Origin of the sequence: Streptomyces sp. NBC_01465, assembly GCF_036227325.1 — a bacterium.
Taxonomy (GTDB): domain Bacteria; phylum Actinomycetota; class Actinomycetes; order Streptomycetales; family Streptomycetaceae; genus Streptomyces.
In genome coordinates, this window is record NZ_CP109467.1 from 6,669,369 (window position 1) to 6,692,404 (window position 23,036).

The window sequence follows — 23,036 nt, forward strand, 5'->3', positions numbered from 1 at the left end:
CCTCGTCAGGGAGGCATCTCCACATGAACGCAATGATGCGTCGTGCCGTCATCGGTACCGCTGCTGTTTCGATGGCCCTTTCCATCGCCGCCTGTGGCAAGGCCGGCGACGACAAGAAGGACTCGGCGGACTCGGGCAGCAAGACCAAGATCGGTCTGCTGCTCCCGGAGAACAAGACCGCGCGCTACGAGACGCTGGACAAGCCGCTCTTCATCGAAGCGGTCAAGAAGGACTGTGCCGACTGTGAGGTCGAGTACAAGAACGCCGCCGGCGATGTCGGCCAGCAGAAGCAGCAGTTCGAGCAGCAGATAGCCGACGGCATCAAGGTCATCGCGATCTCCTCGGTCGACGCCGAGAAGTCGGCCGCGTGGGTCGCGGACGCGCACAAGAAGGGCGTCAAGGTCGTTGCGTACGACCGCGCCATCGTCGGTGCCGACGCGTACGTCAGCCACGACAACGAGAAGATCGGCAAGCTCCAGGGCCAGGCCATCCTCGACGCCCTCGGCTCGAAGGCGGCCAGCTCCAACCTCGTCATGATCAACGGTGACGAGAAGGACCCGAACGCCGGCCTGTTCAAGAAGGGCGCGCACGAGTCCCTCGACGGCAAGATCAAGATTGCCTACGAGGCCTCTGGCGAGTGGGACCCGAAGATCGCCGGTGAGAAGATGACCGCCGCCATCTCCTCGGTCGGCAAGGGCAAGATCAACGCGGTCTACTCCGCCAACGACGGCATGGCCGGCGGCATCATCACCTCCCTGGGCAACGCCGGCATCAAGGACATCCCGGTCGGTGGCCAGGACGCCGAGATCACCGGTATCCAGCGGATCATCGCGGGCACGCAGACCTTCACGATCTACAAGTCGCCGAAGCAGCTCGCCCCCGCCGCCGCCCAGTTCGCGGTCAACCTGCTCCAGGGCAAGGACATCGGCGCCACGGGCAAGACGGACGGCGTTCCGTCCACGCTGCTCGAGCCGACCGTCGTGAACAAGGACAACATCGCGTCCACCGTGGTCAAGGACGGCATCTACAAGGTGTCCGACATCTGCGTCTCGGACATCGCCGCCAAGTGCACCGCGCTGGGCATCAAGTAGTCACCTCGCGCGCCAGGGCCAACAGGCCCTGGCGCGCACGGGTTTGACCCGCCCCGTACGGCGGAGTCGGCCCGCCCCATGACTGTCCGGCCCCGGCCGGCTCACACCCCGCTGTCGGCCGGGTGCCGGACACATTCCCCCCAGTACTTCCAGTACGTCGACGCTGCCCCTCGTGGCGCGGCGTCTCCGCCGGTCAGGCGGCACATCCCCGCCGGTCAGGCGGCGAAGGAGATGGTTCACGTGTCACAGACGCCCGTGCTGGCGTTGCGTGGAGTCTTCAAGCGATTCGGAGCGGTCCAGGTCCTCTCCGGTGTCGATCTCGAAGTCCATGCCGGAGAAGTGGTCGCCCTCGTCGGCGACAACGGTGCAGGAAAGTCCACGCTGGTCAAGACGATCGCCGGCGTGCACCCCATCGATGAGGGCGTCATCGAGTGGGAGGGCAACAAGGTGGACATCAACCGTCCGCACGACGCCCAGAACCTCGGCATCGCCACCGTCTACCAGGACCTCGCGCTCTGCGACAACCTGGACGTCGTCGCCAACCTGTTCCTCGGCCGGGAGATCCGCAAGGGCGGCGTCCTCGACGAGGTCGCCATGGAGAAGCGGGCGCAGGACCTCCTGTCCACCCTCTCCATCCGCATCCCCAGCGTCCGTATCCCGGTTGCCGCGCTCTCCGGCGGTCAGCGCCAGGTCGTGGCCATCGCCCGCGCCCTGGTCGGCGACCCCAAGATCGTGATCCTGGACGAGCCCACCGCGGCCCTCGGCGTCGAGCAGACCGCACAGGTCCTCGACCTGGTGGAGCGGCTGCGCGAGCAGAACCTCGGCGTCATCCTCATCAGCCACAACATGGCCGATGTGAAGGCTGTTGCCGACCAGGTCGCCGTGCTGCGACTCGGCCACAACAACGGCATCTTCCCCGTGGCGACGACCAGCCACGAAGAAATCATCGCCGCGATCACGGGCGCCACGGACAACGCCGTGACCCGCCGCAAGTCCCGCAGCGCGGAGGCATCCAAGTGAGCAAGATCAGCAAGACGTCGGCACAGGTCCCGGCCCAGGCCGAGTCCACCGAGGCTCCCGCAGCAGCGGCCGGCGCCGTCAAGGTCGTCGACCCCCGCCTGCTCATCCGTGAGCAGGGCTTCAAGGGCTACTGGATCGAGTTCAAGCGCAAGGTGCGCTCGGGCGAGATCGGCTCGCTGCCCGTCGTGGTGGGCCTGATCATCATCGGGATCGTCTTCCAGCTCGAGACCGGCAACTTCCTCACCTCGTACAACCTCGACCAGATCACGCTGTACGCGGCCGGCCCCGGCATCATGGCCGTCGGCATCGTCTTCGTCCTGCTGCTCGGCGAGATCGACCTCGCGGTCGGCTCCGTCGCGGGTCTCGCGGGTTCGGTCTGGGCCGTGCTCGGTACGGACATGCCCGACTCCCTCGCCATCGTGGTCGGCATCCTCTCCGGCACGGTCATCGGCGCCTTCCACGGCATCGTCTTCGCCAAGATCGGCGTGCCCGCGTTCGTCGTGACGCTGGCGGGCTTCCTGGGCTGGGCCGGTCTGCAGACCTGGGTGATGGGCGACAAGTCCACCATCACCACCCCGCTCGGCAGCTTCGTCAGGGACCTGACCAGCTACTACTTCGCCGACGTGGCCGCCGCCTACGGTCTCGCCGTCGTCGTGATCGTCGCCTTCTACCTCGCGCAGCTGCGCGACGCTCGCCGCCGCAAGGCCGCGGAGCTGCCGCACCGCCCGCAGAGCGAGATCATCCTGCGCACCGTGCTGCTCGCGATCCTCTCCCTCCTCGCGGCATACGCGTTCAACCAGGAGCAGGGCCTCCCGCTCTCCCTGGTGATCTTCCTCGCGATCCTGGTCATCACCGACTTCGTCCTGCGCCGCACCACCTACGGCCGCCAGATCTTCGCGGTCGGCGGTGGCATCGAGGCAGCGCGTCGTGCCGGTATCAACGTGTCCTGGATCCGTATCTCGGTGTTCATGATCTCCGGCACGCTCGGTGCGGTCGGCGGTCTCTTCCTGGCCTCCGCGACCGGCGGCGCCGACCGTTCGCTCGGTGGCGGCAACCAGCTGATGATGTGCATCGCCGCAGCGGTCATCGGCGGTACGTCCCTGTTCGGCGGACGCGGCAAGGTCTGGTCCGCGCTGCTGGGCATTCTGGTCATCCAGTCGATCGTCCAGGGCCTCAACCAGATGAACCTGTCGTCGAACGCGATCCAGTACATGATCACCGGTGGAGTACTCCTCATCGCCGTGATCATCGACTCGGTCTCGCGCAAGACCCAGAAGACCGCGGGCCGCGCCTGACCGCGGATCCGCAGGAGCGCCCGGCACCGTACTCCGGTGTCGGGCGCTCCTGCGTGGGTACAGCGTGATGCACGCGTGACATAGAACGCACCGCCCGATGAACACGGTCGCGGCCGGAACATTAGACTCGACAAGATCCGGCAGAAGCTCGATCAGGCTAGAACGCAAGGAGGCACGGTGACACAGCCGCGCGGAGCGCGTCCCACAAGGGCGGCGGTGGGTGACGGGGGGGAGCTGCTGACCCGCATCACGGGACCGCGCGATCTGGACCGGCTCACCCCGGAGCAGCTGGACCAGCTGGCCGATGAGATCCGGACCTTCCTCGTCGACGCCGTGTCCAAGACCGGCGGCCACCTCGGCCCCAACCTGGGCGTCGTCGAACTGACCATTGCCCTGCACCGCGTCTTCGACTCCCCGAAGGACCGTGTCCTCTTCGACACCGGTCACCAGAGCTATGTGCACAAGCTCCTCACCGGCCGTCAGGACTTCTCGAAGCTGAAGATGAAGGGCGGCCTCTCCGGCTACCCCTCGCGCGAGGAGTCCGAGCACGACGTCATCGAGAACAGCCACGCCTCCACCGTCCTGGGCTGGGCCGACGGCCTCGCCAAGGCGAACGAGGTCCTGGGCAAGGACGACCACGTCGTGGCCGTCATCGGTGACGGCGCCCTCACCGGCGGCATGGCCTGGGAGGCGCTGAACAACATCGCCGCCGCCAAGGACCGCCCGCTCGTCATCGTCGTCAACGACAACGAGCGCTCCTACGCCCCCACGATCGGCGGCCTCGCCAACCACCTCGCCACGCTCCGCACCACCGACGGCTACGAGCGCTTCCTGGCCAAGGGCAAGGACCTCCTGGAGCGCACGCCGGTCGTCGGCAAGCCGCTGTACGAGACCCTGCACGGCGCCAAGAAGGGCCTCAAGGACTTCATCGCCCCGCAGGGCATGTTCGAGGACCTCGGCCTGAAGTACCTCGGTCCGATCGACGGCCACGACATCACCGCCCTGGAGTCCGCCCTGGAGCGCGCCAAGCGCTTCGGCGGCCCGGTGATCGTCCACTGCCTCACCGAGAAGGGCCGCGGTTACGAGCCCGCGCTCGCGGACGAGGCCGACCGCTTCCACTCCGTCGGCAAGATCCACCCGGACACCGGACTGCCGATCGCCACCTCGGGCCTCGACTGGACCTCGGTCTTCGGCGAGGAGATGGTCCGCCTCGGCAAGGAGCGCAAGGACATCGTCGCGATCACCGCGGCCATGCTCCAGCCCGTCGGCCTCGACAAGTTCGCCAAGGCCTTCCCCGACCGTATGTACGACGTCGGGATCGCCGAGCAGCACGGCGCGGTCTCCGCGGCCGGACTGGCCACCGGCGGACTGCACCCCGTCTTCGCCGTGTACGCGACCTTCCTCAACCGTGCCTTCGACCAGGTCCTGATGGACGTCGCCCTGCACAAGTGCGGCGTGACCTTCGTCCTCGACCGGGCGGGCGTCACCGGCACGGACGGCGCCTCGCACAACGGCATGTGGGACATGTCGATCCTGCAGTGCGTCCCGACCCTGCGGATCGCCGCCCCGCGCGACGCCGACCAGGTCAGGTCCCAGCTGCGCGAGGCCGTCCAGGTCGAGGACGCCCCCACCGTGGTCCGCTTCTCCAAGGGCGCGGTCGGACCGGCCGTCCCCGCCGTCGGCAAGGTCGGCGGCATGGACGTCCTGCGCAAGGCGGGTACGGACAGCCCGGACGTTCTCCTGGTCTCGGTCGGCGCCCTGGCGCCCATGTGCCTGGAGATCGCCGAACTGCTCAACAAGCAGGGCATCACCACCACCGTCGTCGACCCCCGCTGGGTCAAGCCCGTCGACGAGGCGCTGCCCCCGCTCGCCGAGCAGCACCGGGTCGTCGTCACCGTCGAGGACAACAGCCGTGCCGGCGGCGTCGGCTCCGCCGTCTCGCAGGCGCTGCGGGACGCGGGCGTGGACGTCCCCCTGCGGGACTTCGGCATCCCGGCGCGCTTCCTCGACCACGCGTCGCGGGGCGAGGTCATGGCCGAGATCGGTCTGACCGCGCCGGACATCGCCCGCCAGGTCACCGGCCTGGTCGCGAAGCTGGACGGCCGTATGGAGGACGTCGCGGCAGAGGTCGCGCGCGACTGACCCGTCCGCCCCCGTCAGCCCCTGGGCCGTACGGACCATCCGTCAGGGTGGTCCGTACGGCCCATTGGTTTTCGCCCGCATGGGCCCCATTGGGTGAATTGCCCCTCCCCTTCTCCGTACCGGCAGGTGTGGTCTCGATCATTGCGGTGACTCGGCCATCGGGACCGGACCACCAGGGAGGCGCGGCAGTGGCACAACAGACCGACCACACCACCAGCAAGCGGCAGCAGGGGCTGCTGCGGACGAAATCCATCGAGCAGTCGATCCAGGACACGGAGGAGCCCGAGCACGCGCTGAAGAAGTCGCTCTCGGCGCTCGATCTCACGGTCTTCGGCGTCGGGGTCGTCATCGGCTCGGGGATCTTCGTCGTCACCGGTACGGCGGCCAAGAACTACGCGGGCCCCGCCGTCACCCTCGCCTTCGTCGTCGCCGCCGTCGTCTGCGCGCTGGCGGCCCTCTGCTACGCCGAGTTCGCCTCGACCGTCCCCGTCGCCGGGTCCGCGTACACCTTCAGTTACGCCTCCATGGGCGAGTTCCCCGCCTGGATCATCGGCTGGGACCTCGTCCTGGAGCTCGCGCTGGGCTGCGCGACCGTCGCCGTCGGCTGGTCCGGCTACGTCCAGTCGCTCCTCGACAGCTGGGGCATCCCGCTGCCCGAGAAGCTCCAAGGGCCGCCCGCCGACGGGGGGTTCGGCTTCAACATCGCCGCGTTCCTCCTCATCCTCGCGGTCACCGCGGTGATCGTCATCGGTATGAAGCTCTCCGCGATGGTCACCTCCGTCGTCGTGGCGATCAAGGTCGTCGTCGTCCTGATCGTCATCGCGGTCGGCGCCTTCCTGATCAACGGCTCCAACTACCACCCGTTCATCCCGCCCTCGCAGGAGACCAAGGGCGGCGACGGCCTCAGCTCGACCCTCCTCGAAGCGATCTTCGGCTTCACCCCGACCAGCTTCGGCTTCATGGGGATCTTCACCGCCGCGGCCGTCGTCTTCTTCGCGTACATCGGCTTCGACGTCGTCGCCACCGCCGCCGAGGAGACGCGCAACCCGCAGAAGGACATCCCGCGCGGCATCCTCGGCTCGCTGCTGATCTGCACGATTCTGTACGTCGCCGTCGCGATCGTGGTGACCGGCATGCAGAAGTACACCGAACTCGACTCCGAGGCCCCGCTCTCCGAGGCCTTCAAGTCCGTCGGGCACCCCTTCTGGGCCGGGCTCATCAACTTCGGCGCGATCATCGGCCTGGTCACCGTCTGCATGATCCTGCTGATGGGCCAGAGCCGCGTCTTCTTCGCGATGAGCCGCGACGGACTGCTGCCGCCGCTCTTCAGCCACGTCCACCCCAAGTTCCGTACGCCCTACCGCTCGACGATCATCCTGGGCCTCATCTCCGCGCTGGTGGCCGGTTTCGTCTCGCTCGACGAGCTCTCCAAGCTCGTCAACATCGGCACGCTCTTCGCCTTCGTCGTCGTGGCCCTCGGCGTGATCATCCTGCGCCGCACCCGCCCCGACCTGCCGCGCAACTTCAAGGCCCCCTGGGTGCCCGTACTCCCGGTGCTCTCCGTGGCCTGCTCGGTCTGGCTGATGCTGAACCTGTCGGTCGAGACGTGGCTGCGCTTCGGGATCTGGATGGTGATCGGGATCGTCATCTACTTCGCCTACGGCCGCAAGCACAGCCGCCTCAACCCGGCCCGCAACTCCCGGTAATCACACCGGAATTCATCTCCGGCCCCGTATGTCCGTATAAACAGCGGAGTGCGGGGCCGGTAGTTTGCACCCATGCTTGTCGAGCCGCCGCCTTCGCTACGGTACGTATCCGCCCCCCGGCTGCCGCGACGGGCACCCGCGCCGCCCTTCTGGCCCCGCGTCCTCCTTCTCCTCGCCGCACTGGCCACCGTCACCCGCATCCCCTCCTTCCGGCTCCCCCTCTGGAACCCGGACGAGGGGTATCTCGCCGTCCAGGCGCGGATACTGCTCGACGGCGGCACGCTCTACGGCACCGTCGTCGACCGCAAACCACCGCTGCTGCCCTGGCTGTACGAAGCCGCCTTCGCGCTCTGCGGCGACGGATCGCTGCACCCGCTGAAGGTCCTCGCCGTCCTCGCCCAGCTCACCACCGCGGCCCTACTCGCCGCGATCGCCCGCCGCCGCTGGGGCGACCGCGCCGGCCGCACCGCAGGTGTCCTCTATCTCCTGGCCTCCATCGGCCTCAACCCCGAGGACACCCAGGCGGCCACCTTCGAGGTCTTCATGCTGCCCTTCACCGCGGCCGCGCTCTGGTGCGCGGACCGCCGCAGATGGGCCGGGGCGGGCCTGGCGGTGGCGGCCGCGTTCCTCACGAAGCAGACCGGCGGCGCGGTGCTGATCCCGGTCCTGTGGCTGCTCTGGCACACCGCTCCGACCCGAAAGGCCCTGCTGCGTACGGCAGTCGGCCTCACGCTTCCGGTGCTCACCGCGGCACTCCTGACCACGCCCACCGGCTTCGTCTTCTGGACGGTGACCGGATCGGGGGCGTACGCCTCCTTCACGGGATCCGAACTCCACGTGCTGGTACGCGCGATGACCAACACCGCGATCCTCGCCTTCGCCTGCGCCGGACTGATCCCACCGGTCCTGCGCGTCCTGCGCATCGCCCGCACCGGCGCCGCCGACCTCTGGCTCTGGCTCGGCTCCTCGGCCGCCGCGGTCGTCATCGGCTTCCACTTCTTCGGCCACTACTATCTCCAACTCATCCCGCCCCTGGCCCTGTTGGGGACGGCCGCGCTGCAGATCCTGCCGCGCGACTGGCTGCACACCACCGTCCTCACCTCGGCCTGCACCTGCGCGCTGTTCCTCGCCTGGGGCCTGCTCGCCCCGCGCCCGGAACTCGCCCACGTCCAGCGTCTGGCCGAAGCCGTGCAGGAGCGCACCGTTCCCACGGACCGTGTCCTCGTCTGGGGGATACACCCGGAGACGTACCTCTTCGCCGACCGCGCCCCCGCCAGCCGCTTCCTCACCGCAGGGCTTCTCACCAACTACAGCGGCGGCCGCGACGGCCCGCAGGTCGGCGAGAAGTACGCCGTCGAGGGGGCCTGGACGACCTTCCGCCAGGAGATGGCCGAGCGGCCTCCGGCCCTGATCGTCGACGACTCGCGCGGCAAGCCCTTCGCCCCCGACCGCGTCCCCACCCTGCGCCGGCTGCTCGACGGCCGCTACACGGAACGGGCCACCGTCGACGGGGCGGTCCTCTACGTACGCTCCCCGGGCGGCTGACGCACGGTCCGCGGCCCGGCGCAGCGCGCCCCGTACGCCTCCACGCGGCGCCGCAGCTCCCGGTCGGCGGTGACCACGGTGCACTCCGCCCCGGCGGCAGCGGCCTCGGCGGCCAGCTCCACGATCCGGTCGTCGCCGCTGCCGGGCGCCGACTCCACCCGTACGCCCTCGACGGACTCCACCCCGCGGGCCGCACCCTCGACGACCAGCACGATCTCGGCGCCGTCCCCGTACCCGACGAGCCCGTCCCGCAGCCGTACGGCGGCCCCGCGCCGGTCCCGCCACCAGCCGTCGGGCACGGAACCCACGACATTTGCCGCGTCCACGATCAACAGGGACACCCTCGCACCGCCCCTCACCAGCCAGAATGTTAGTGTTGACGACAAGTATGACCAGTTGAGGGAAGGCTGGCAGCCAGCCATGTCGCCGCACATCGCTCTAGCGCCGAGCACCAGCCGCTGGCTTTTCCGCGGCAAGGACGGCAGGCTCACCGCCTATGCCCTCGCCGACGGCGGAATTCTCCGCTGGACGGAGAGCGTGCCGGGCGGACCCGAGTGGACCGGCCCCGATTTCCTCGCCACGCCCGACCTCCTGCACGTCTCCTTCGGCCAGGGCCCCGACGGCTACGTCCATCTGCTCGCCCGCCGCAGACGGGCGCAGGGCGGCGACGACCTGATGCACGCCGTCCAGTACCAGAGCGGCCGCCCGATCGGCCCCTGGCAGTCACTGGGCAACCCCCACACCAAGGACATGAACAAGGCCCGTGCCGTCGGCGTCCCGGGGGTCGCGGTCAGCGCCGACGGCTATGTGCACCTCTTCCTGAACAACGGCAACGGCGCGGTCAACCTGCGGCGCCAGACCAAGGCCGTGAAGTGGCAGGGATGGCAGGACCTCAAGGGTGCGAACTTCCGCGAGGGCATGGCTGCGGCCGTCGCCGTGGGCGGTCTCGTCGAGGCACTCGCCCCCGCCGACAAGGAACTGCTCCGCCGCGAACAGGACGCCCCCGGCGGGGACTTCACGGAGGCGGAACCGGTCGCGGCCACCCCGTACCCGGGATCGATCGAGGGTCTGCAGACCGCCGAGAGCCGTGCCACGTACTACTGGAGCGACCGCGAGAACCCCGGCATCGTCGCCCACCGCCCCGGCTCCGACCCGATCCCCCTCGGCGGCGACCCCGACAGCGGTCCCCCCGCGGTCCTGCGCACCCCGATAGAAGGCCACGACTGCACGGTCCTGGCCTACCGGAGCCGCAGCGGCCGCCCCGCCATCGCCGCCTGCCCGACCGAGGGCGAGGCGGACGGCCTGTGGTGGACCCCGACCGGCGAGCCCTCCCTCGGCGCCCCCGCCCTGGCGCTGGACGCCGAGGACCGGGTGGTCATGGCGGCCATCGCCGAGGACGGCACCCTGCGGATCGCCCGCCAGAAGGCCGAACCGGGGCTGGCGCTCGCGGCCTGGGCAAAGGTGTAGGGAGCAAGTAGGGCGACGGGACCTTGGTCCTTCGCGCCGGTGACGTACGCCCCCTGCTCCTCGCCGTACGGCCCGGTCACGCTGGAGGGGACATCGGCGAGGGAGCAGAGCAATGGCGTACATCCAGGAAGCAGCAACGGCGGACACGGCGGCCGGCAGCGAGGCGAAGGCCGCAGAGGTGCTCGCGGCGGCCGCCGAACACGACCGCACGGCGATCGCGAACTCGGGCCCGTCGGGCCTGCCCTGGCTCGCGCCCACGACGTCCCTGACGGTCGTCCTGGGCGCGAGCGCCCGCTGATCAGCCCCCGGTCGCGGGGGACTTCTTCGCCGACGCGGGAATCGTCGAGTCGGTGCGGATCGCCTTCCAGAGGGTCTTCGCCTGCGGTTCGGCCGCGATCACCCGGTTCGGGTCGATCTTGTCGTACGCCACCGGGAGCATGATCGTCTCCATGGTGGCGGGATCGACGCCGTTCAGGCTCCGCGCGAAGTCGGCCAGCGAGGTCAGCGAGGCGAGCTCGGAGTCGGTGGTCAGCGACTTGGTGAGCGAGTTGGCGATCTTGTACGACTTGGTCGGACTGCCCAGCAGATCCTGCGACTTGACCTCGCTCAGCAGGGCCAGCATGAACTGCTGCTGCAGCCCGATGCGCCCGAGGTCACTGCCGTCGCCGATCCCGTGCCGGGTGCGGACGAAGGCCAGCGACTCGGTGCCGTTCAGCTTGTGCGTACCGGCCGTGAGGTCGAGCCCCGAGGATGTGTCGTGGATCGCCTGCTCGGTGGTCACATCGACCCCGCCGATCGCGTCGACGAGCCCCTTGAACCCGGCGAAGTTGATCTCCATGTAGTGGTCGATGCGCACCCCGGACATCTTCTCGACGGTCTTGACCACGCAGGCCGGACCGGCAAGGGAGTAGACGGAGTTGAACATCACGCGCTGCGCCGAGGAGAGCGTCGAGCCGTCCTTCTTGGTGCACTCGGGCCTGGTCACCAGGGTGTCGCGCGGAATGCTCACGGCGACGGCCTTCTTCCGGCCCTCCGGTATGTGCACGACCATCGCGGTGTCGGAGCGGGCCCCGCTGACGTTGCCGCCCGCGAGCCCCTTGTTCTCACCCGACCGCGAGTCCGAGCCCAGGACCAGCACGTTCTGTCCGCTGGTGGGGAGCTTCTCGGGGCGGTCGGTGCCGAGCGCCTTGTTGATGTCGACGCCCTTGATGTTGCCGTTGAGGTGGCTGTAGAGCCACCAGACGGTGCCGCCTCCGGCGAGCAGCAGGACGACCAGGCTGATGAGCACGATCCGCAGGCCGCGCCTCTTCTTGCCCTTGCCTCCCTTGCCCCCCTTGCGCCGGGAGCCCTTGGCGGGGGCGGCGCGGTGGCCGCTGTGGGGACTGTCTGCGTCGGTCTGGTACGTCACTGCTCGTGGCGCCCTTTCATGTGGATGGTGAGGCTGAGGGGGTTCGGTGAACGTTGCATGGACCGTGTGACAAACTGCGGATCCTTGTGCATGTGTTCGAACCTGTGGAAAGGCGGGGCAGGGGCGTGATCGGTGGCAGCGGTGACGGCGGCAGCGCGTCCGGCAACTGGCTCTTCACTGGGCAGGACGGCCGGCTCACTGCCTATCTGCCGGCAGAACACGGACTGCTGCGCCTGACCGAGCCGGCCTCGGGTCACCTTCCCTGGACCGGCCCCGACCTGGTCGAGGTTCCGGGCTGGACCGGCCGGGTCGCCATGGCGCAGAGCCCCGAGGGCTACGTGTATCTCGCTGTTCTGCGCCGTCCGCGGACCGCCGACGGCGCCCTGGAGGTTGCCTTCGCCACGCAGTTCCAGACCGGGCGCGGGCTGACCGACTGGCGCAGCCTGGGTGCTCCGGCGTCGCCCGGCGTGCCGGGGGACAGCGTGGTCGCAGGTCCCCTGATCGAGGTGAACAAGGCGATCGGCACGGTCCACGTCGTGGTCTCCCTGCGGGCCGGCGGAATCGTGCGGCGCAGTCGCAACGCGGACGGTGTCTGGGGCGGCTGGAAGTCCGTCACGGCCGAGGCGTACCCCCATGCGTTCGCCACCGTCATGACGACCGGAGGACCGCTGGAGATCCTGGCCACGGGCCCGGCCGGCACCGACCGCTGGGTGGGTGTCGCACAGGGCCGGTTCGAACTCAGGGAACGCCTGGGGACGCCGCTCGTCGACGGCACCCAGATCGCGTACGAGACCGGTCCCAAGCGGGCGACGTACTACTGGCGCTATCCGGGCGACGGCTCGCTCGTCGCCTGGCGTGCCCAGGGACAGCAGGCGCAGGGCGGCGGCCTGATTCCGCTCGGCGGTGCGGGGGGCCGGGGCAGGCCCGACGTCACCCGCGCGCTCGTCGGAGGCGTCGACTGCACCGTGCTGGCGCAGACGGGGGCGCACGGCGGTATCGAAGTGACCGCCCACGGTACGGAGAACGAGGCGTACGGAGCCTGGTGGGCGACCCTGGACGGCGAGGGCGCGCACACCCCGAAGCTGGCCGTCGACGGAGCGGGGCGTCTGGTGGTCACCGCCCTCGGCAGCGACGGCGAACTGCTGCTGGCGCGCCAGGACATCGGCCGGGAGGGCCTTGCCTTCGGCCCGTGGGGCCGGCTGGGCCGACCGGATCACCGGGCACCAGGCAGCGGACGTCGCTCGGCGACCTCGATGGAGAGGTCGCCCTCCGGCGTGTAGAAGGGTGCGGCGACGAGTTCGTGCTGCTCCGAGCGGGGCGACGGGGCGATCACCACGGGGGGACGCGCGGTGGTGTCCACATCGGCCGAGCGCCGGCGGCCGAGCCGCACCTCGCGGGTCACGCCCTCGAAGCTCACGGCCAGGGAGATGTCCCAGATCCCCGGGGCCACGGGCCAGCCGCTCGAGGTCTGTCCCAGACCGACCCGTGCCGAGAAGCGGGCCATGGCGCGTGGCTTCCCCTTGGAGTTCAGCAGGGTCTCGTCCCTGCGTGCGGTCACGGAGAAGCGTTCTTCCGCCCCGCTCTCACGGTGACGCAGCACCACCTTGGTGGCACGGTCCCGGGTGGAGAGCTGCTCGAAGAAGGCGAAGCCGTCCAGGGTCAGCATGGGGCCGGTCCACTGCAGACGCGTGAGTTCGTGCGTCACGGTCATCCGGTCCGTGATGTCGAACAGGTCGTCGTCCAGGGGGACTTGCGGATCCCGGAAGTACGGAAGCGTGGTGAACACCCGGCCGTCCTCGACGGTCTTGCGCGGCGCGGGTGGCTTCTCCGCCTCGTAGACGGCCATCTGCTCGGCCTCGGGGAACCGGCCTGCCGACAGCAGGGCGAGCCGAACGGCCAGCGGCCTGGGCAGCCGGGCGAGCGCACCGGGAGTGAGGTGGGTGCGCAGTACGCTCTGGGCGCTCCACATGGCCTGCTGCCGCTCGGCCTGATGGTCCGAAGCGAGCAGCAACGCACCGGTGGCACGGCCGAGTTCGGACTCCAGGTGACGCGAGAGCAGCAGATCGAGCCGGGGGCCGGCCGGCACCAGCGTGGTCACCAGGGCCATCATCCGGGCAGCCAGGGCCACCCGTTCGGGCAGCGGCACCGACGGCGCGGACGAGGGTCCCTTGATGATGCAGGTCCGGTCCGCGACCACCGCGATGTTGTCCGCGGCCACATAGGCGGCCGCGGTGAAGGCCTGGTCGTCGCCGATGAGGACATCGGTGGGGAACTGCAGTCCGCGTCGCTCCAGCATGCTGGTGCGGAAGAGCTTGTCCGGGGTGAGCGACCAGTAGACCCGCGAGGCGTAGAGGTCGGCGTACTCGCGTCCGGTACGGAACATCGAGGTAGCCACCGCGTGGCGCCCGGAGCTCTCCGGCTTGCCGAGCACGACGTCCGCCTCGGTCTTGTCCGCGACGGCGACCATACGGGCGAGGGCGTCCGGTGCCAGCCGGTCCGCGCCCTCGAGGAAGATGACGAACCGTCCCCTCGCCTGGCTCAGACCGAGGTTGCGGGCGGCGGCCGGGCTCAGCCCACGCTGCTGGCGGCCGATGCGCAGGACGCCGCCGCTGCGGTCGGCGGCACGGGCCAGCAGGGGGCCGCTGTCGTCGGTCGAACCGTCGTCGACCGCGATGATTTCCAGCCGGAGCTTGCCGGTCGTCTGCTCGAGCAGCGAATCGACACAGGCGAGCACCGTCTCCGCATGGTCGCAGACACGCAGGACGACGGTGACGTCAAGGAGGTCACCGGGGTGGAAGGGGCCGCGATTCACCATGACTGCCTCTGCTGCGTCTGCTGGGGCTGTGCGCTCTCCGGGGAACGGGGCCAGGGCATCTCGCCCGTGAGCCCGGGCCACTGCCACGGGTGGAATTCGACGGCCGAGGTGCACTCGGGAAAGGCGCCGGGTGCCTGCCCGAGGGGGCCGACGTGCACATTCACCGGTGCGGAGGCGAGCGATCCGTCCACTGCGGTCACCGTGTACGTGAAACGGTCGTACCCCAGGAAGCCGGGCGCGGGCAGGTAGGCCAGCGCTCCGTCCCCGGTCAACTGTGCTTCTCCGTGCCGGGGTTGAGTCAGTGAGACCGGGGCGCCGCCCCCGGCCGGGATCCGTACCGCGCCCGGAGTGTCCTGCGCGGTGAGGATCCGCAGCCCCGCGGCCGGCGACGTGCGTACGGGCAGTGCGAGGGCATCGAGCCGCCCGGTACGGATCAGCTTCATCCCCGAGCCGTCCGGCACCGCGACCCTGAACTGCGGGCGCAGCCGCGGCGGCCCGGAGGGCTGCTTGACGCGCAGGGACAGGACGCCCGAGCGGCTCTCTCCTGCCTCGGCGCGCACCCGGAACCAGCGCTGCGCGGGGAAGTACTCCAGCTGCTCGGCGCCGACGATCTCGGCCGCTTCGGTCAGCGCGTCCGCGTGCAGGTAGGCACAGCCGCGCGGTGCGCCCCGGTCGGGAGCGACGGAGAGCCCGAGCTGGACGAGGTCACCGACGGCGACCTCCTCCAGGGGATCCGCAGAGCTGTAGAGGGCCGCGTACACCGCACCCTGGGACGGTTCGGTGCCGATGGCACGGCCCTGGCCGAGGAGATGGTTCATGCGCCGGCCTTCGGGACGGGGGATGCGGAGACGCGTGAGCGGGTGCGGTCCTGGAAGGTGGCTTCGTCGAGCCAGCCCAGCTCGTCGTACGAGAAGGAGCGGACGTCGAGCCCCTTGACCCAGTGGGCGGGGATCACCTGCTGCTCGGCGAGGCTGCGGGCCACGAAGCGCGCGCACTCGACGGCGCCCTCGGCACGGAGGTGCACATTGTCCGCGTCCTGGACGATCTCCTGGAGCGGCTCACCGGGGCGGAGATAGGTGAAGGCGTGCCGGGAGTTCTCCGGTCCGAGCTCCTCCCACCAGGCCAGACTCTGCCCGTAGAGATCGACGACGGGGAGGTGCTCCTCGCGGGCCAGCTGCCGCATCGCACGGGGATAGTCGGCGAGGAACCGGGACACGTTGCCGTGGCGGTCGAGACGGCGCCGCTCGTACGGCAGCAGGATCACCGGATGCGCCTGGCGCTCGCGGACCCCCGTGGCGTACGCCCGCATGTGGTCGAGGAAGCTGCCGTACGGGTCGGTGTGCAGTCCGGGGTCGGGCTTCCAGTCGATCTGGCCGAATCCGTAGACGAGGTAGTCGCCGGGCGCGATGTTCTCCAGGATCCACTGGAGGCGGCCGCGCTCGTGGAAGCTCTTCGAACTGGCCCGCGCCCTGGCGCAGTTGACGACCTCGACCTCGTCGGTGAGGAAGAGGGGAAGCGCCTGGGCCCAGCCGGCCATCGGGAGATGGCTGAACGGGCGGGTGACCGCGGTGGAGTCACCGGCCACGAAGATCCGAGCCGGGCGTCCCGGGTGCTGGGCAGACATGCGTTCCTGCCTCCTGGGGCTGGTGTCGCTGGACGGGGTGGGGGCGGAGGCGCTACGCCATCAGCTCGGGTTCGTCCGGGTACTCGATGGGGAAGTCACGCATTCCGCGCGCGTAGAGGTCGTTCGCGGCGTTGTTGAACCGCACGCCGGACGGCGGGTAGTCCGCCCCGAGCAGGTACTCCTTGAGCTGCTCGCGGTACGGGGCCATGACGTCCTGCTCGGGGAAGAGCATCGCGTTCAGGGCCTCGTCGAGTCCCTCGCAGTCGGAGTCGAGGAGGTAGGAGGCGTACGCGGTGCGCTGCTCGTTGCGGAACTCGTCGTCGGGCAGGCCGTCCAGGTTGAAGATCGCGTACGGCTTGCGGGTCGCCACGAAGTCCGAGACCACACTGGACATGTCGCCGATCAGCAGGTCCGAGTGGTTGAAGCAGTCGTAGAGGGAGGGCACCCGCTCGATCACCACGTGGTGGGCCTCGTCGGGGATCGCGTTCCAGTACAGCGCACCCGCCCGGTTGCGGCTGCCGCGCACGCGCGCGGTCCGCTCCTCCTCGGTGAGGTCGGGGTACTTGGACCTGACCCCGCGCTCGGAGACCTCCGCGATCTGCTTGTCGAGGCGGGCCAGCTTGCGGGCAGCGCTCTTGGAGTCGTGGAGATTGCGCCCGAACCGCTGGGCGTTGCCCTCCTGGAGGAGGGCGATGATGCGCCGGTGCGCGGCCGCGGCCTCCGGCGACCTGCTTCCGGTGAGCGGGTGGGGCTTGTAGATCACCCGTATCTCGCGCTCGTGCGAGAGGAGCGCCCGGACCAGCTTCTCGCCCGCCGGGATGACCGAGGTGTAGCAGGCGTCGTCGGTCCAGCCCTCCCAGGTCGGCGCGTAGATCACGGTGGGGATCCTGTTGCTGACGGAACCGGTCCAGCGGTGCAGCGGCATCAGCTGCGGTCGTCCGACCTCGACGATCTGGTCGGCGTTGACGGCGTGCTTGATGCGCTCGTACCGGTCGCGCCCGGCCCGGCCGGCCACCCAGATCTCGTCGAACACCTTGCTCACGCGGTTGCTGCTGGCCAGCTTGTCGCTGTCGCCGTGCCCGATGAACACATGCTTCACCTCGGCCCGCTGGAGCATGTGCACGTTCTTGCCCGCGTTGCCCGGGTAGAGGGTGACCCGCAGCTCGGGCATCTCGACGCGGGCCAGGTATTCGGCCTTGGGCACGCAGACGACCGGCACCGACGTGGCGTCGAGGAAGCGCAGAGTGGCCCGCTCCCGCAGCACGATGACGGGGCGCAGATCCAGGGACTCCAGCGACTCCAGCCACATGTTCACCTGGTACATGAAGTCCTTGGAGACCGCGGCGAAGGTGAAGTACAGCGCCACCTGCGGCCGGTAGTCCGCGAGCTGTCGGTTGAGCTCGTCGAGGGCCTCGTCGTGCGTCGGCAGTACGAGAGCGTTCCGCGCTCCGGGGATCAGGGCGAGGAACGCCAGGAAGGCGACCGAGACGGTGATGATCCCGCCGAAGGCGACGTAGCGGCCTTCGTCGGTCGCCATGGTGGCCAGCGCGCCGCCCACCAGCGGGATGTCCAGGTGGAGCATCTTGCGGACGTGCTTGCTCATCAGGAACGGATGAGGCATGCGCCGGATGTCCAGCGCCTCGACGTCGAGCCCGCGGGTGGTGAAGGGCAGGGCCGCCCGCTGGGAGCGCACCTGCTTCAGCATGCCGCTGTACGCGAGCTGCAGGACGAAGAGCAGCAGGAAGCCCACGGTGCTGATCTGTACGACGAAGGAGTCGATGTCCACGATGGATCCGCAGAGCGCCAGCAGCAGGAACTGGCGGATCAGGAACCGGATGGTGAGGCCGAAGCGGGACTCCCGCAGCCGGTCGAGTGTCGAGGACTGCGCGTTGTGCAGCAGCAGGTCGGCGACGTAGCTGGTGGTCGCGGCGTACACGAACAGAGGGAGGGACGCGATGACGACCGACGTCATCATCGCGACGAAGCTGAGTACGAGAGCGCCGGATATGAGAACACCCAGCACGGCCTGGCGTCGCTGCTTGCCCATGGCCGGTCGGCCCTCCTTGAACGTGGCGTGGTGCGGCTTTGCCACGGTGGGGACGGGCACGGCAGCTGTGTAGGGATTTTGTGAAATCTCAGACGCATCTTAGGTGCTGATTAGGTCAACGGTGAACAAAATATGGCCAGAAGCGGAACCTTGGATGCCGCTGGTACCGAATGGTTATCAACGGTGGATGAGTGGTCGGCCTCAGCCGGCGAACCCGTAGACGCTGAGTTCCCGGCGCCCACGGGCCTTCGTCGAGAAACCCATGCACAGCGCGGGACGCGGAGTGAGCCGGACGGCCAGACCCTCCGGCTCGCGGAAGGGGAGCGTGGGTGCGACGGTGACCCGTCTGCGTCCCGCCGGCTTTCCGGTCCTCAGCGCGATGGCCGACAGATAGGTGTTCCCGCCGGCGGAGGGCGGGTTGTCGCCGTCTTCGTCCGTGTACGGATTTCCGGTGAGCTGGTAGATGAAGTCCCCGTGCAGAGCGCATCCCTGGAGCGGCTCCCCCTTGCGCCGTACGGTGTCCAGCACCGTGTGCGACGGCCGGTACCTTCCGGCGAGGAAGTCGTCCATGGGGTAGACGGCATACCGGTGCTGCCGTCCGGTCCAGTGGCTGACCAGGACCCGCCGTCCGGACAGATCCAGGGCCGGGTGGACGGTGTGACTTCCCGGGAGCGGGCTGTGGTGGCGTACGGAGGGTGCGGAGCTGTCGAGCACCGTGCGGTCGCGGAACGGAACCCTGGCCACCGAGCGTCCGTAACCGGTCCGCGGGTCGGCCCGGGACTCGACCCACAACTCGACCTGTGCGCCGGACGGTTCGATGCCCAGGGAAATGCCGTGGCCGAACCCGCGCAGATACATATGGGCGAGCAGCTCTCCGGACCGCGACAACCTGGAGACGCACATGTCCCCGTGCAGACGCCGCTGCGAGGAACTGCGCGGCCGTGATTCGCCCGCCAGCCGCACGCCGCCGGGGATGCCCTGAAGTGTGTAGAGATGGCCGCGGGTGTCGTCGAAGGCGAGAGCCTGAGGGCCGCTGACCTCATGGAGCGGTGTGGGGGACAGAAGTCTCGACGCCGCGGCGATGTCGAACACCCCGGCCGGGCTGCCGGCCTTCGGCGGGGACTGGTCGGTGATCAGTGCCGTCGCCGCCACACCCCCGGTGACGAGTGCGGCCGCCGAGCCGCCGCCCGCGAGCAGCAGAGTCCTCCGGCTGACCGGCTTGGCAGGTTTCGCCTCGATGATCGGCACGGTCGTCTCTGTTCCTCCGGACTACGGCGAGGAGCGCCCGCCCGTGGGGTGCACGGACGGGCGCTCCTCGCTTCGGCAGACCAGGTTACGCCGGAACGCTCGCTACCCCCTGCGCGAGGAACGGCTTCCCGTTCACCCGCTGCGAGACGCCCTCGCGGTCCAGGTACGGAGTGATTCCGCCCAGGTGGAAGGGCCAGCCCGCGCCGGTGATCAGGCAGAGGTCGATGTCCTGGGCCTCGGCCACGACACCCTCGGCCAGCATCAGGCCGATCTCCTGCGCCACCGCGTCCAGGACACGGTCCCGCGTCTGCTCCTCGGTCAGTACGGTGTCGCCCTGCTTGAGCAGCGCCGCGACCTCCGGGTCCAGCTCCGGCTTGGCTGGATTCTCGGCGGAGTAGACGTAGAAGCCGCGCTTGCCCGCCTTGACGACGGCGGCCAGGTTCTCCGAGACCGTGAAGCGGTCGGGGAAGGCGCGGTTCAGGGTCTCCGAGACATGCAGACCGATGGCCGGGCCGACCAGCTCGAGCAGCACCAGCGGCGACATCGGCAGGCCCAGCGGCTCGACCGCCTTCTCGGCGACCTCCACCGGGGTGCCCTCGTCGATGACGTTCTGGATCTCGCCCATGAAGCGGGTGAGGATGCGGTTGACGACGAACGCCGGGGCGTCCTTCACCAGGACCGCCGTCTTCTTCAGCTTCCGCGCGACAGCGAACGCCGTGGCCAGCGCGGCGTCGTCGGTCTGCTCGCCGCGGACGATCTCAAGCAGCGGGAGGATCGCGACCGGGTTGAAGAAGTGGAAGCCGACGACCCGCTCGGGGTTCTTCAGCTTCGACGCCATCTCGGTGATCGAGAGGGACGAGGTGTTGGTGGCGAGGATCGCGTGCGCCGGGGCGACCGCCTCGACCTCCGCGAACACCTGCTGCTTGACGCCGATCTCCTCGAAGACGGCCTCGATGATGAAGTCGGCGTCGGAGAAGCCCTCGGCCTTGTCCAGAACACCGGTGACCAGGGCCTTCAGGCGGTTGGCCTTGTCCTGGTTGATACGGGACTTCAGCAGCAGCTTGTCGATCTCGCCGTGGACGTAACCGACGCCCTTGTCGACTCGCGCCTGGTCGATGTCCGTGAGGACGACCGGGACCTCCAGGCGGCGCAGGAAGAGCAGCGCGAGCTGCGAGGCCATCAGGCCCGCGCCCACGACGCCCACCTTCGTCACCGGACGCGCCAGGTTCTTGTCCGGCGCACCCGCCGGGCGCTTGGCGCGCTTCTGTACGAGGTTGAACGCGTAGATGCCGCTGCGGAGTTCCCCGCCCATGATCAGGTCCGCGAGGGCCTGGTCCTCGGCGTCGAAGCCGGCCTGCAGGTCACCGCTCTTGGCGGCGGCGATGATGTCCAGCGCGCGGTACGCGGCCGGGGCGGCGCCGTGCACCTTGGAGTCGGCGACGAAGCGGCCCTTGGCGACGGCCTGGTCCCAGGCCTCGCCGCGGTCGATCTCGGGGCGCTCGACCTTCACGTCGCCCTTGAGGACGTTCGCCGTCCAGATCAGCGACTGCTCCAGGAAGTCCGCGCCCTCGAAGATCGCGTCCGCGATCCCGAGCTCGAAGACCTGCTTGCCCTTGAGCTGACGGTTCTGGCTGAGCGAGTTCTCGATGATCACCGAGACCGCGCGCTCCGCGCCGATCAGGTTCGGCAGCAGGGCGCAGCCGCCCCAGCCGGGGACCAGACCGAGGAAGACCTCGGGCAGCGAGAAGGCGGGCAGCGCCTTGGAGACGGTGCGGTAGCTGCAGTGCAGACCGACCTCGACACCGCCGCCCATCGCGGCACCGTTGTAGTACGCGAAGGTCGGCACGGCCAGGCCCGCGAGGCGCTTGAAGACCTCGTGGCCGCCCTTGCCGATGGCCAGCGCGTCCTCGTGGTTCTTGAGGAGCTCGACGCCCTTGAGGTCGGCGCCGACGGCGAAGATGAACGGCTTGCCGGTGATACCGACACCGACGATCCCGCCCTCGGCCGCCTCCTTCTCCACCTGGGTGATGGCGAGGTCCAGGTTCGCGAGCGAGCCCGGGCCGAAGGTGGTCGGCTTGGTGTGGTCGAAGCCGTTGTCCAGCGTGATCAGCGCGAACTTGCCCGCGCCGTACGGCAGATCGAGGTGGCGTACGTGCGCCGACGTGACGACCTCACCGGGGAACAGCTCGGCCGCGCCCTTCAGAAGCTCAGCGGTGGTGGTGCTCACTTGTCGCCTCCGGCGTCCTTGTGGTGCGGGTTCTCCCAGATGACCGTGGCGCCCATGCCGAAGCCGACACACATCGTGGTCAGGCCGTAGCGGACCTCGGGCTGCTCCTCGAACTGCCGCGCCAGCTGCGTCATCAGACGCACACCGGAGGAGGCGAGGGGGTGGCCGTAGGCGATGGCGCCGCCGTACTGGTTGACGCGCGCGTCGTCGTCCGCGATGCCGTAGTGCTCAAGGAAGGCGAGCACCTGGACCGCGAAGGCCTCGTTGATCTCGAAGAGGTTGATGTCCTCGATGGAGAGGCCGGCCTTGGCGAGGGCCTTCTCGGTGGCGGGGATCGGGCCGTAGCCCATGACCTCCGGCTCGACGCCCGTGAAGGCGTAGGAGACGAGGCGCATCTTCACCGGGAGGTTGTTCTCGCGGGCGAAGTCCTCGGAGGCGATGATCGAGGCGGTGGCACCGTCGTTGAGACCGGCGGCGTTGCCCGCGGTGACGCGTCCGTGGGTACGGAACGGCGTCTTCAGCCCGGCGAGCATCTCCAGGGTCGTGCCCGGACGCATCGGCTCGTCGGCGGTGACCAGGCCCCAGCCGGTCTCGCCCACCTCGGCGTTGGTGTTGCGTACGGAGATCGGGACCAGGTCCTGCTGGATCTTCCCGTTCGAGTACGCCTTCGCCGCCTTCTCCTGCGAGCGCACGGCGTACTCGTCGGCGCGCTGCTTGGTGATGGTCGGGTAGCGGTCGTGCAGGTTCTCGGCGGTCATGCCCATGAAGAGGGCGGACTCGTCGACGAGCTTCTCGCTCACGAACCGCGGGTTCGGGTCGACGCCCTCGCCCATGGGGTGACGGCCCATGTGCTCCACGCCACCGGCGATGACGGCGTCGTACGCACCGAAGGCGATCGAGCCCGCGAGGGACGTCACCGCGGTCAGCGCGCCCGCGCACATGCGGTCGATGGAGTAGCCGGGGACGGACTGCGGCAGACCGGCGAGGATGCCCGCGGTCCGGCCGAGCGTCAGACCCTGGTCGCCGATCTGCGTGGTGGCGGCGATGGCCACCTCGTCGATCTTCGCGGGGTCGAGGTCCGGGTTGCGGCGCAGCAGCTCCCGGATCGCCTTCACGACGAGATCGTCGGCCCGGGTCTCGTGGTAGATGCCCTTCGGGCCCGCCTTGCCGAACGGGGTGCGGACGCCGTCGACGAAGACGACGTCCCGGATGGTACGAGGCACGATGGCTCTCCTCCAGGGTGCGGGATGGCACAGCTGCTGCGGGCACGACGGGGTCGTGGTCCGCATACGGCCATGCTACCCACGGGTAACCAAACTGCCCAGCCTTCACGGCAGGAGCGGCGAAGGTCACATGACGAGGGCGGGCCACAGCATCCCGATGCCGTGGCCCGCCCTCGTC

Annotated in this window: 18 protein-coding genes; 9 read left to right on the forward strand and 9 right to left on the reverse strand. The window is 69.4% G+C overall.

Features of this window, described 5'->3' with window-relative positions; translation table 11 throughout:
* Positions 1-23 precede the first annotated feature (23 nt).
* The 6 genes from OG707_RS31360 to OG707_RS31385 all read left to right on the forward strand — a co-directional run bounded on the left by OG707_RS31360 (position 24) and on the right by OG707_RS31385 (position 8,799).
* A complete protein-coding gene (locus OG707_RS31360) occupies positions 24-1,091 on the forward strand; it encodes a sugar ABC transporter substrate-binding protein (RefSeq protein WP_329124278.1) in 1,068 nt (355 codons plus the stop codon).
* 231 nt (positions 1,092-1,322) lie between these two features.
* On the forward strand, positions 1,323-2,111 hold the full coding sequence (locus OG707_RS31365; protein WP_329124280.1) for an ATP-binding cassette domain-containing protein: 789 nt from the start codon (positions 1,323-1,325) through the stop codon (positions 2,109-2,111).
* A complete protein-coding gene (locus OG707_RS31370; protein ID WP_329124284.1) occupies positions 2,108-3,406 on the forward strand; it encodes a sugar ABC transporter permease in 1,299 nt (432 codons plus the stop codon). The genes OG707_RS31365 and OG707_RS31370 overlap by 4 nt, the downstream gene beginning before the upstream one ends.
* A 216-nt stretch (positions 3,407-3,622) precedes the next feature.
* Entirely contained in the window at positions 3,623-5,548 is a 1,926-nt protein-coding gene (gene dxs / locus OG707_RS31375) for a 1-deoxy-D-xylulose-5-phosphate synthase (RefSeq protein ID WP_329128075.1), read from the forward strand.
* Positions 5,549-5,736: 188 nt separating this feature from the next.
* Positions 5,737-7,254, forward strand: coding sequence for an amino acid permease (locus OG707_RS31380; protein ID WP_329124285.1), 1,518 nt, complete (start codon positions 5,737-5,739; stop codon positions 7,252-7,254).
* 72 nt (positions 7,255-7,326) lie between these two features.
* A complete protein-coding gene (locus OG707_RS31385; protein ID WP_329124288.1) occupies positions 7,327-8,799 on the forward strand; it encodes an ArnT family glycosyltransferase in 1,473 nt (490 codons plus the stop codon).
* Here OG707_RS31385 and OG707_RS31390 read toward each other — a convergent pair.
* Positions 8,775-9,140 (reverse strand): NTP pyrophosphohydrolase, encoded by a 366-nt coding sequence (locus tag OG707_RS31390; protein WP_329124290.1) that lies wholly within the window; start codon positions 9,138-9,140, stop codon positions 8,775-8,777. The genes OG707_RS31385 and OG707_RS31390 overlap by 25 nt on opposite strands.
* A 79-nt stretch (positions 9,141-9,219) precedes the next feature.
* Between OG707_RS31390 and OG707_RS31395 the strand changes: the two genes are divergently transcribed.
* Positions 9,220-10,266, forward strand: coding sequence for a hypothetical protein (locus tag OG707_RS31395; protein WP_329124292.1), 1,047 nt, complete (start codon positions 9,220-9,222; stop codon positions 10,264-10,266).
* A gap of 112 nt (positions 10,267-10,378) precedes the next feature.
* On the forward strand, positions 10,379-10,564 hold the full coding sequence (locus tag OG707_RS31400; protein ID WP_329124294.1) for a hypothetical protein: 186 nt from the start codon (positions 10,379-10,381) through the stop codon (positions 10,562-10,564).
* Here the strand turns inward: OG707_RS31400 and OG707_RS31405 are convergent, their stop codons facing one another.
* Positions 10,565-11,674 (reverse strand): LCP family protein, encoded by a 1,110-nt coding sequence (locus tag OG707_RS31405; RefSeq protein ID WP_443071423.1) that lies wholly within the window; start codon positions 11,672-11,674, stop codon positions 10,565-10,567.
* A 125-nt stretch (positions 11,675-11,799) separates the two neighbouring features.
* On the opposite strand from OG707_RS31405, the gene OG707_RS31410 reads away from it, so the two are divergent.
* The gene (locus OG707_RS31410) at positions 11,800-12,954 is read left to right on the forward strand and encodes a hypothetical protein (protein ID WP_329124297.1); all 1,155 of its coding nucleotides are present in this window, start codon (positions 11,800-11,802) and stop codon (positions 12,952-12,954) included.
* Here the strand turns inward: OG707_RS31410 and OG707_RS31415 are convergent.
* From OG707_RS31415 to OG707_RS31445, 7 genes are all read right to left on the reverse strand, one after another.
* A complete protein-coding gene (locus OG707_RS31415; protein WP_329124299.1) occupies positions 12,888-14,489 on the reverse strand; it encodes a glycosyltransferase family 2 protein in 1,602 nt (533 codons plus the stop codon). The genes OG707_RS31410 and OG707_RS31415 overlap by 67 nt on opposite strands.
* Positions 14,483-15,307, reverse strand: a complete 825-nt coding sequence (locus OG707_RS31420; RefSeq protein WP_329124301.1) for an Ig-like domain-containing protein — start codon at positions 15,305-15,307, stop codon at positions 14,483-14,485. The genes OG707_RS31415 and OG707_RS31420 overlap by 7 nt, the downstream gene beginning before the upstream one ends.
* Positions 15,304-16,113, reverse strand: coding sequence for a rhamnogalacturonan acetylesterase (locus OG707_RS31425; RefSeq protein ID WP_329124303.1), 810 nt, complete (start codon positions 16,111-16,113; stop codon positions 15,304-15,306). Before OG707_RS31425 ends, OG707_RS31420 begins: the two co-directional genes overlap by 4 nt.
* A gap of 52 nt (positions 16,114-16,165) precedes the next feature.
* A complete protein-coding gene (locus OG707_RS31430; RefSeq protein ID WP_329124305.1) occupies positions 16,166-18,220 on the reverse strand; it encodes a hypothetical protein in 2,055 nt (684 codons plus the stop codon).
* Positions 18,221-18,361: 141 nt separating this feature from the next.
* On the reverse strand, positions 18,362-19,408 hold the full coding sequence (locus tag OG707_RS31435; protein ID WP_329124307.1) for a phage baseplate protein: 1,047 nt from the start codon (positions 19,406-19,408) through the stop codon (positions 18,362-18,364).
* Positions 19,409-19,493: 85 nt separating this feature from the next.
* Complete coding sequence (locus OG707_RS31440) at positions 19,494-21,635, reverse strand: 3-hydroxyacyl-CoA dehydrogenase NAD-binding domain-containing protein (protein ID WP_329124310.1); 2,142 nt, start codon at positions 21,633-21,635, stop codon at positions 19,494-19,496.
* A complete protein-coding gene (locus OG707_RS31445; protein ID WP_329124312.1) occupies positions 21,632-22,858 on the reverse strand; it encodes a thiolase family protein in 1,227 nt (408 codons plus the stop codon). The genes OG707_RS31440 and OG707_RS31445 overlap by 4 nt, the downstream gene beginning before the upstream one ends.
* Positions 22,859-23,036 lie beyond the last annotated feature (178 nt).

Coding starts and splice junctions, on each gene's coding strand:
- OG707_RS31360 (WP_329124278.1), top strand. CDS start 24: ATGAACGCAATGATGCGTCGTGCCGTCATCGGTACCGCTGCTGTTTCG.
- OG707_RS31365 (WP_329124280.1), top strand. CDS start 1,323: ATGGTTCACGTGTCACAGACGCCCGTGCTGGCGTTGCGTGGAGTCTTC.
- OG707_RS31385 (WP_329124288.1), top strand. CDS start 7,327: ATGCTTGTCGAGCCGCCGCCTTCGCTACGGTACGTATCCGCCCCCCGG.
- OG707_RS31395 (WP_329124292.1), top strand. CDS start 9,220: ATGTCGCCGCACATCGCTCTAGCGCCGAGCACCAGCCGCTGGCTTTTC.
- OG707_RS31400 (WP_329124294.1), top strand. CDS start 10,379: ATGGCGTACATCCAGGAAGCAGCAACGGCGGACACGGCGGCCGGCAGC.
- OG707_RS31415 (WP_329124299.1), bottom strand. CDS start 14,489: ATGGTGAATCGCGGCCCCTTCCACCCCGGTGACCTCCTTGACGTCACC.
- OG707_RS31420 (WP_329124301.1), bottom strand. CDS start 15,307: ATGAACCATCTCCTCGGCCAGGGCCGTGCCATCGGCACCGAACCGTCC.
- OG707_RS31425 (WP_329124303.1), bottom strand. CDS start 16,113: ATGTCTGCCCAGCACCCGGGACGCCCGGCTCGGATCTTCGTGGCCGGT.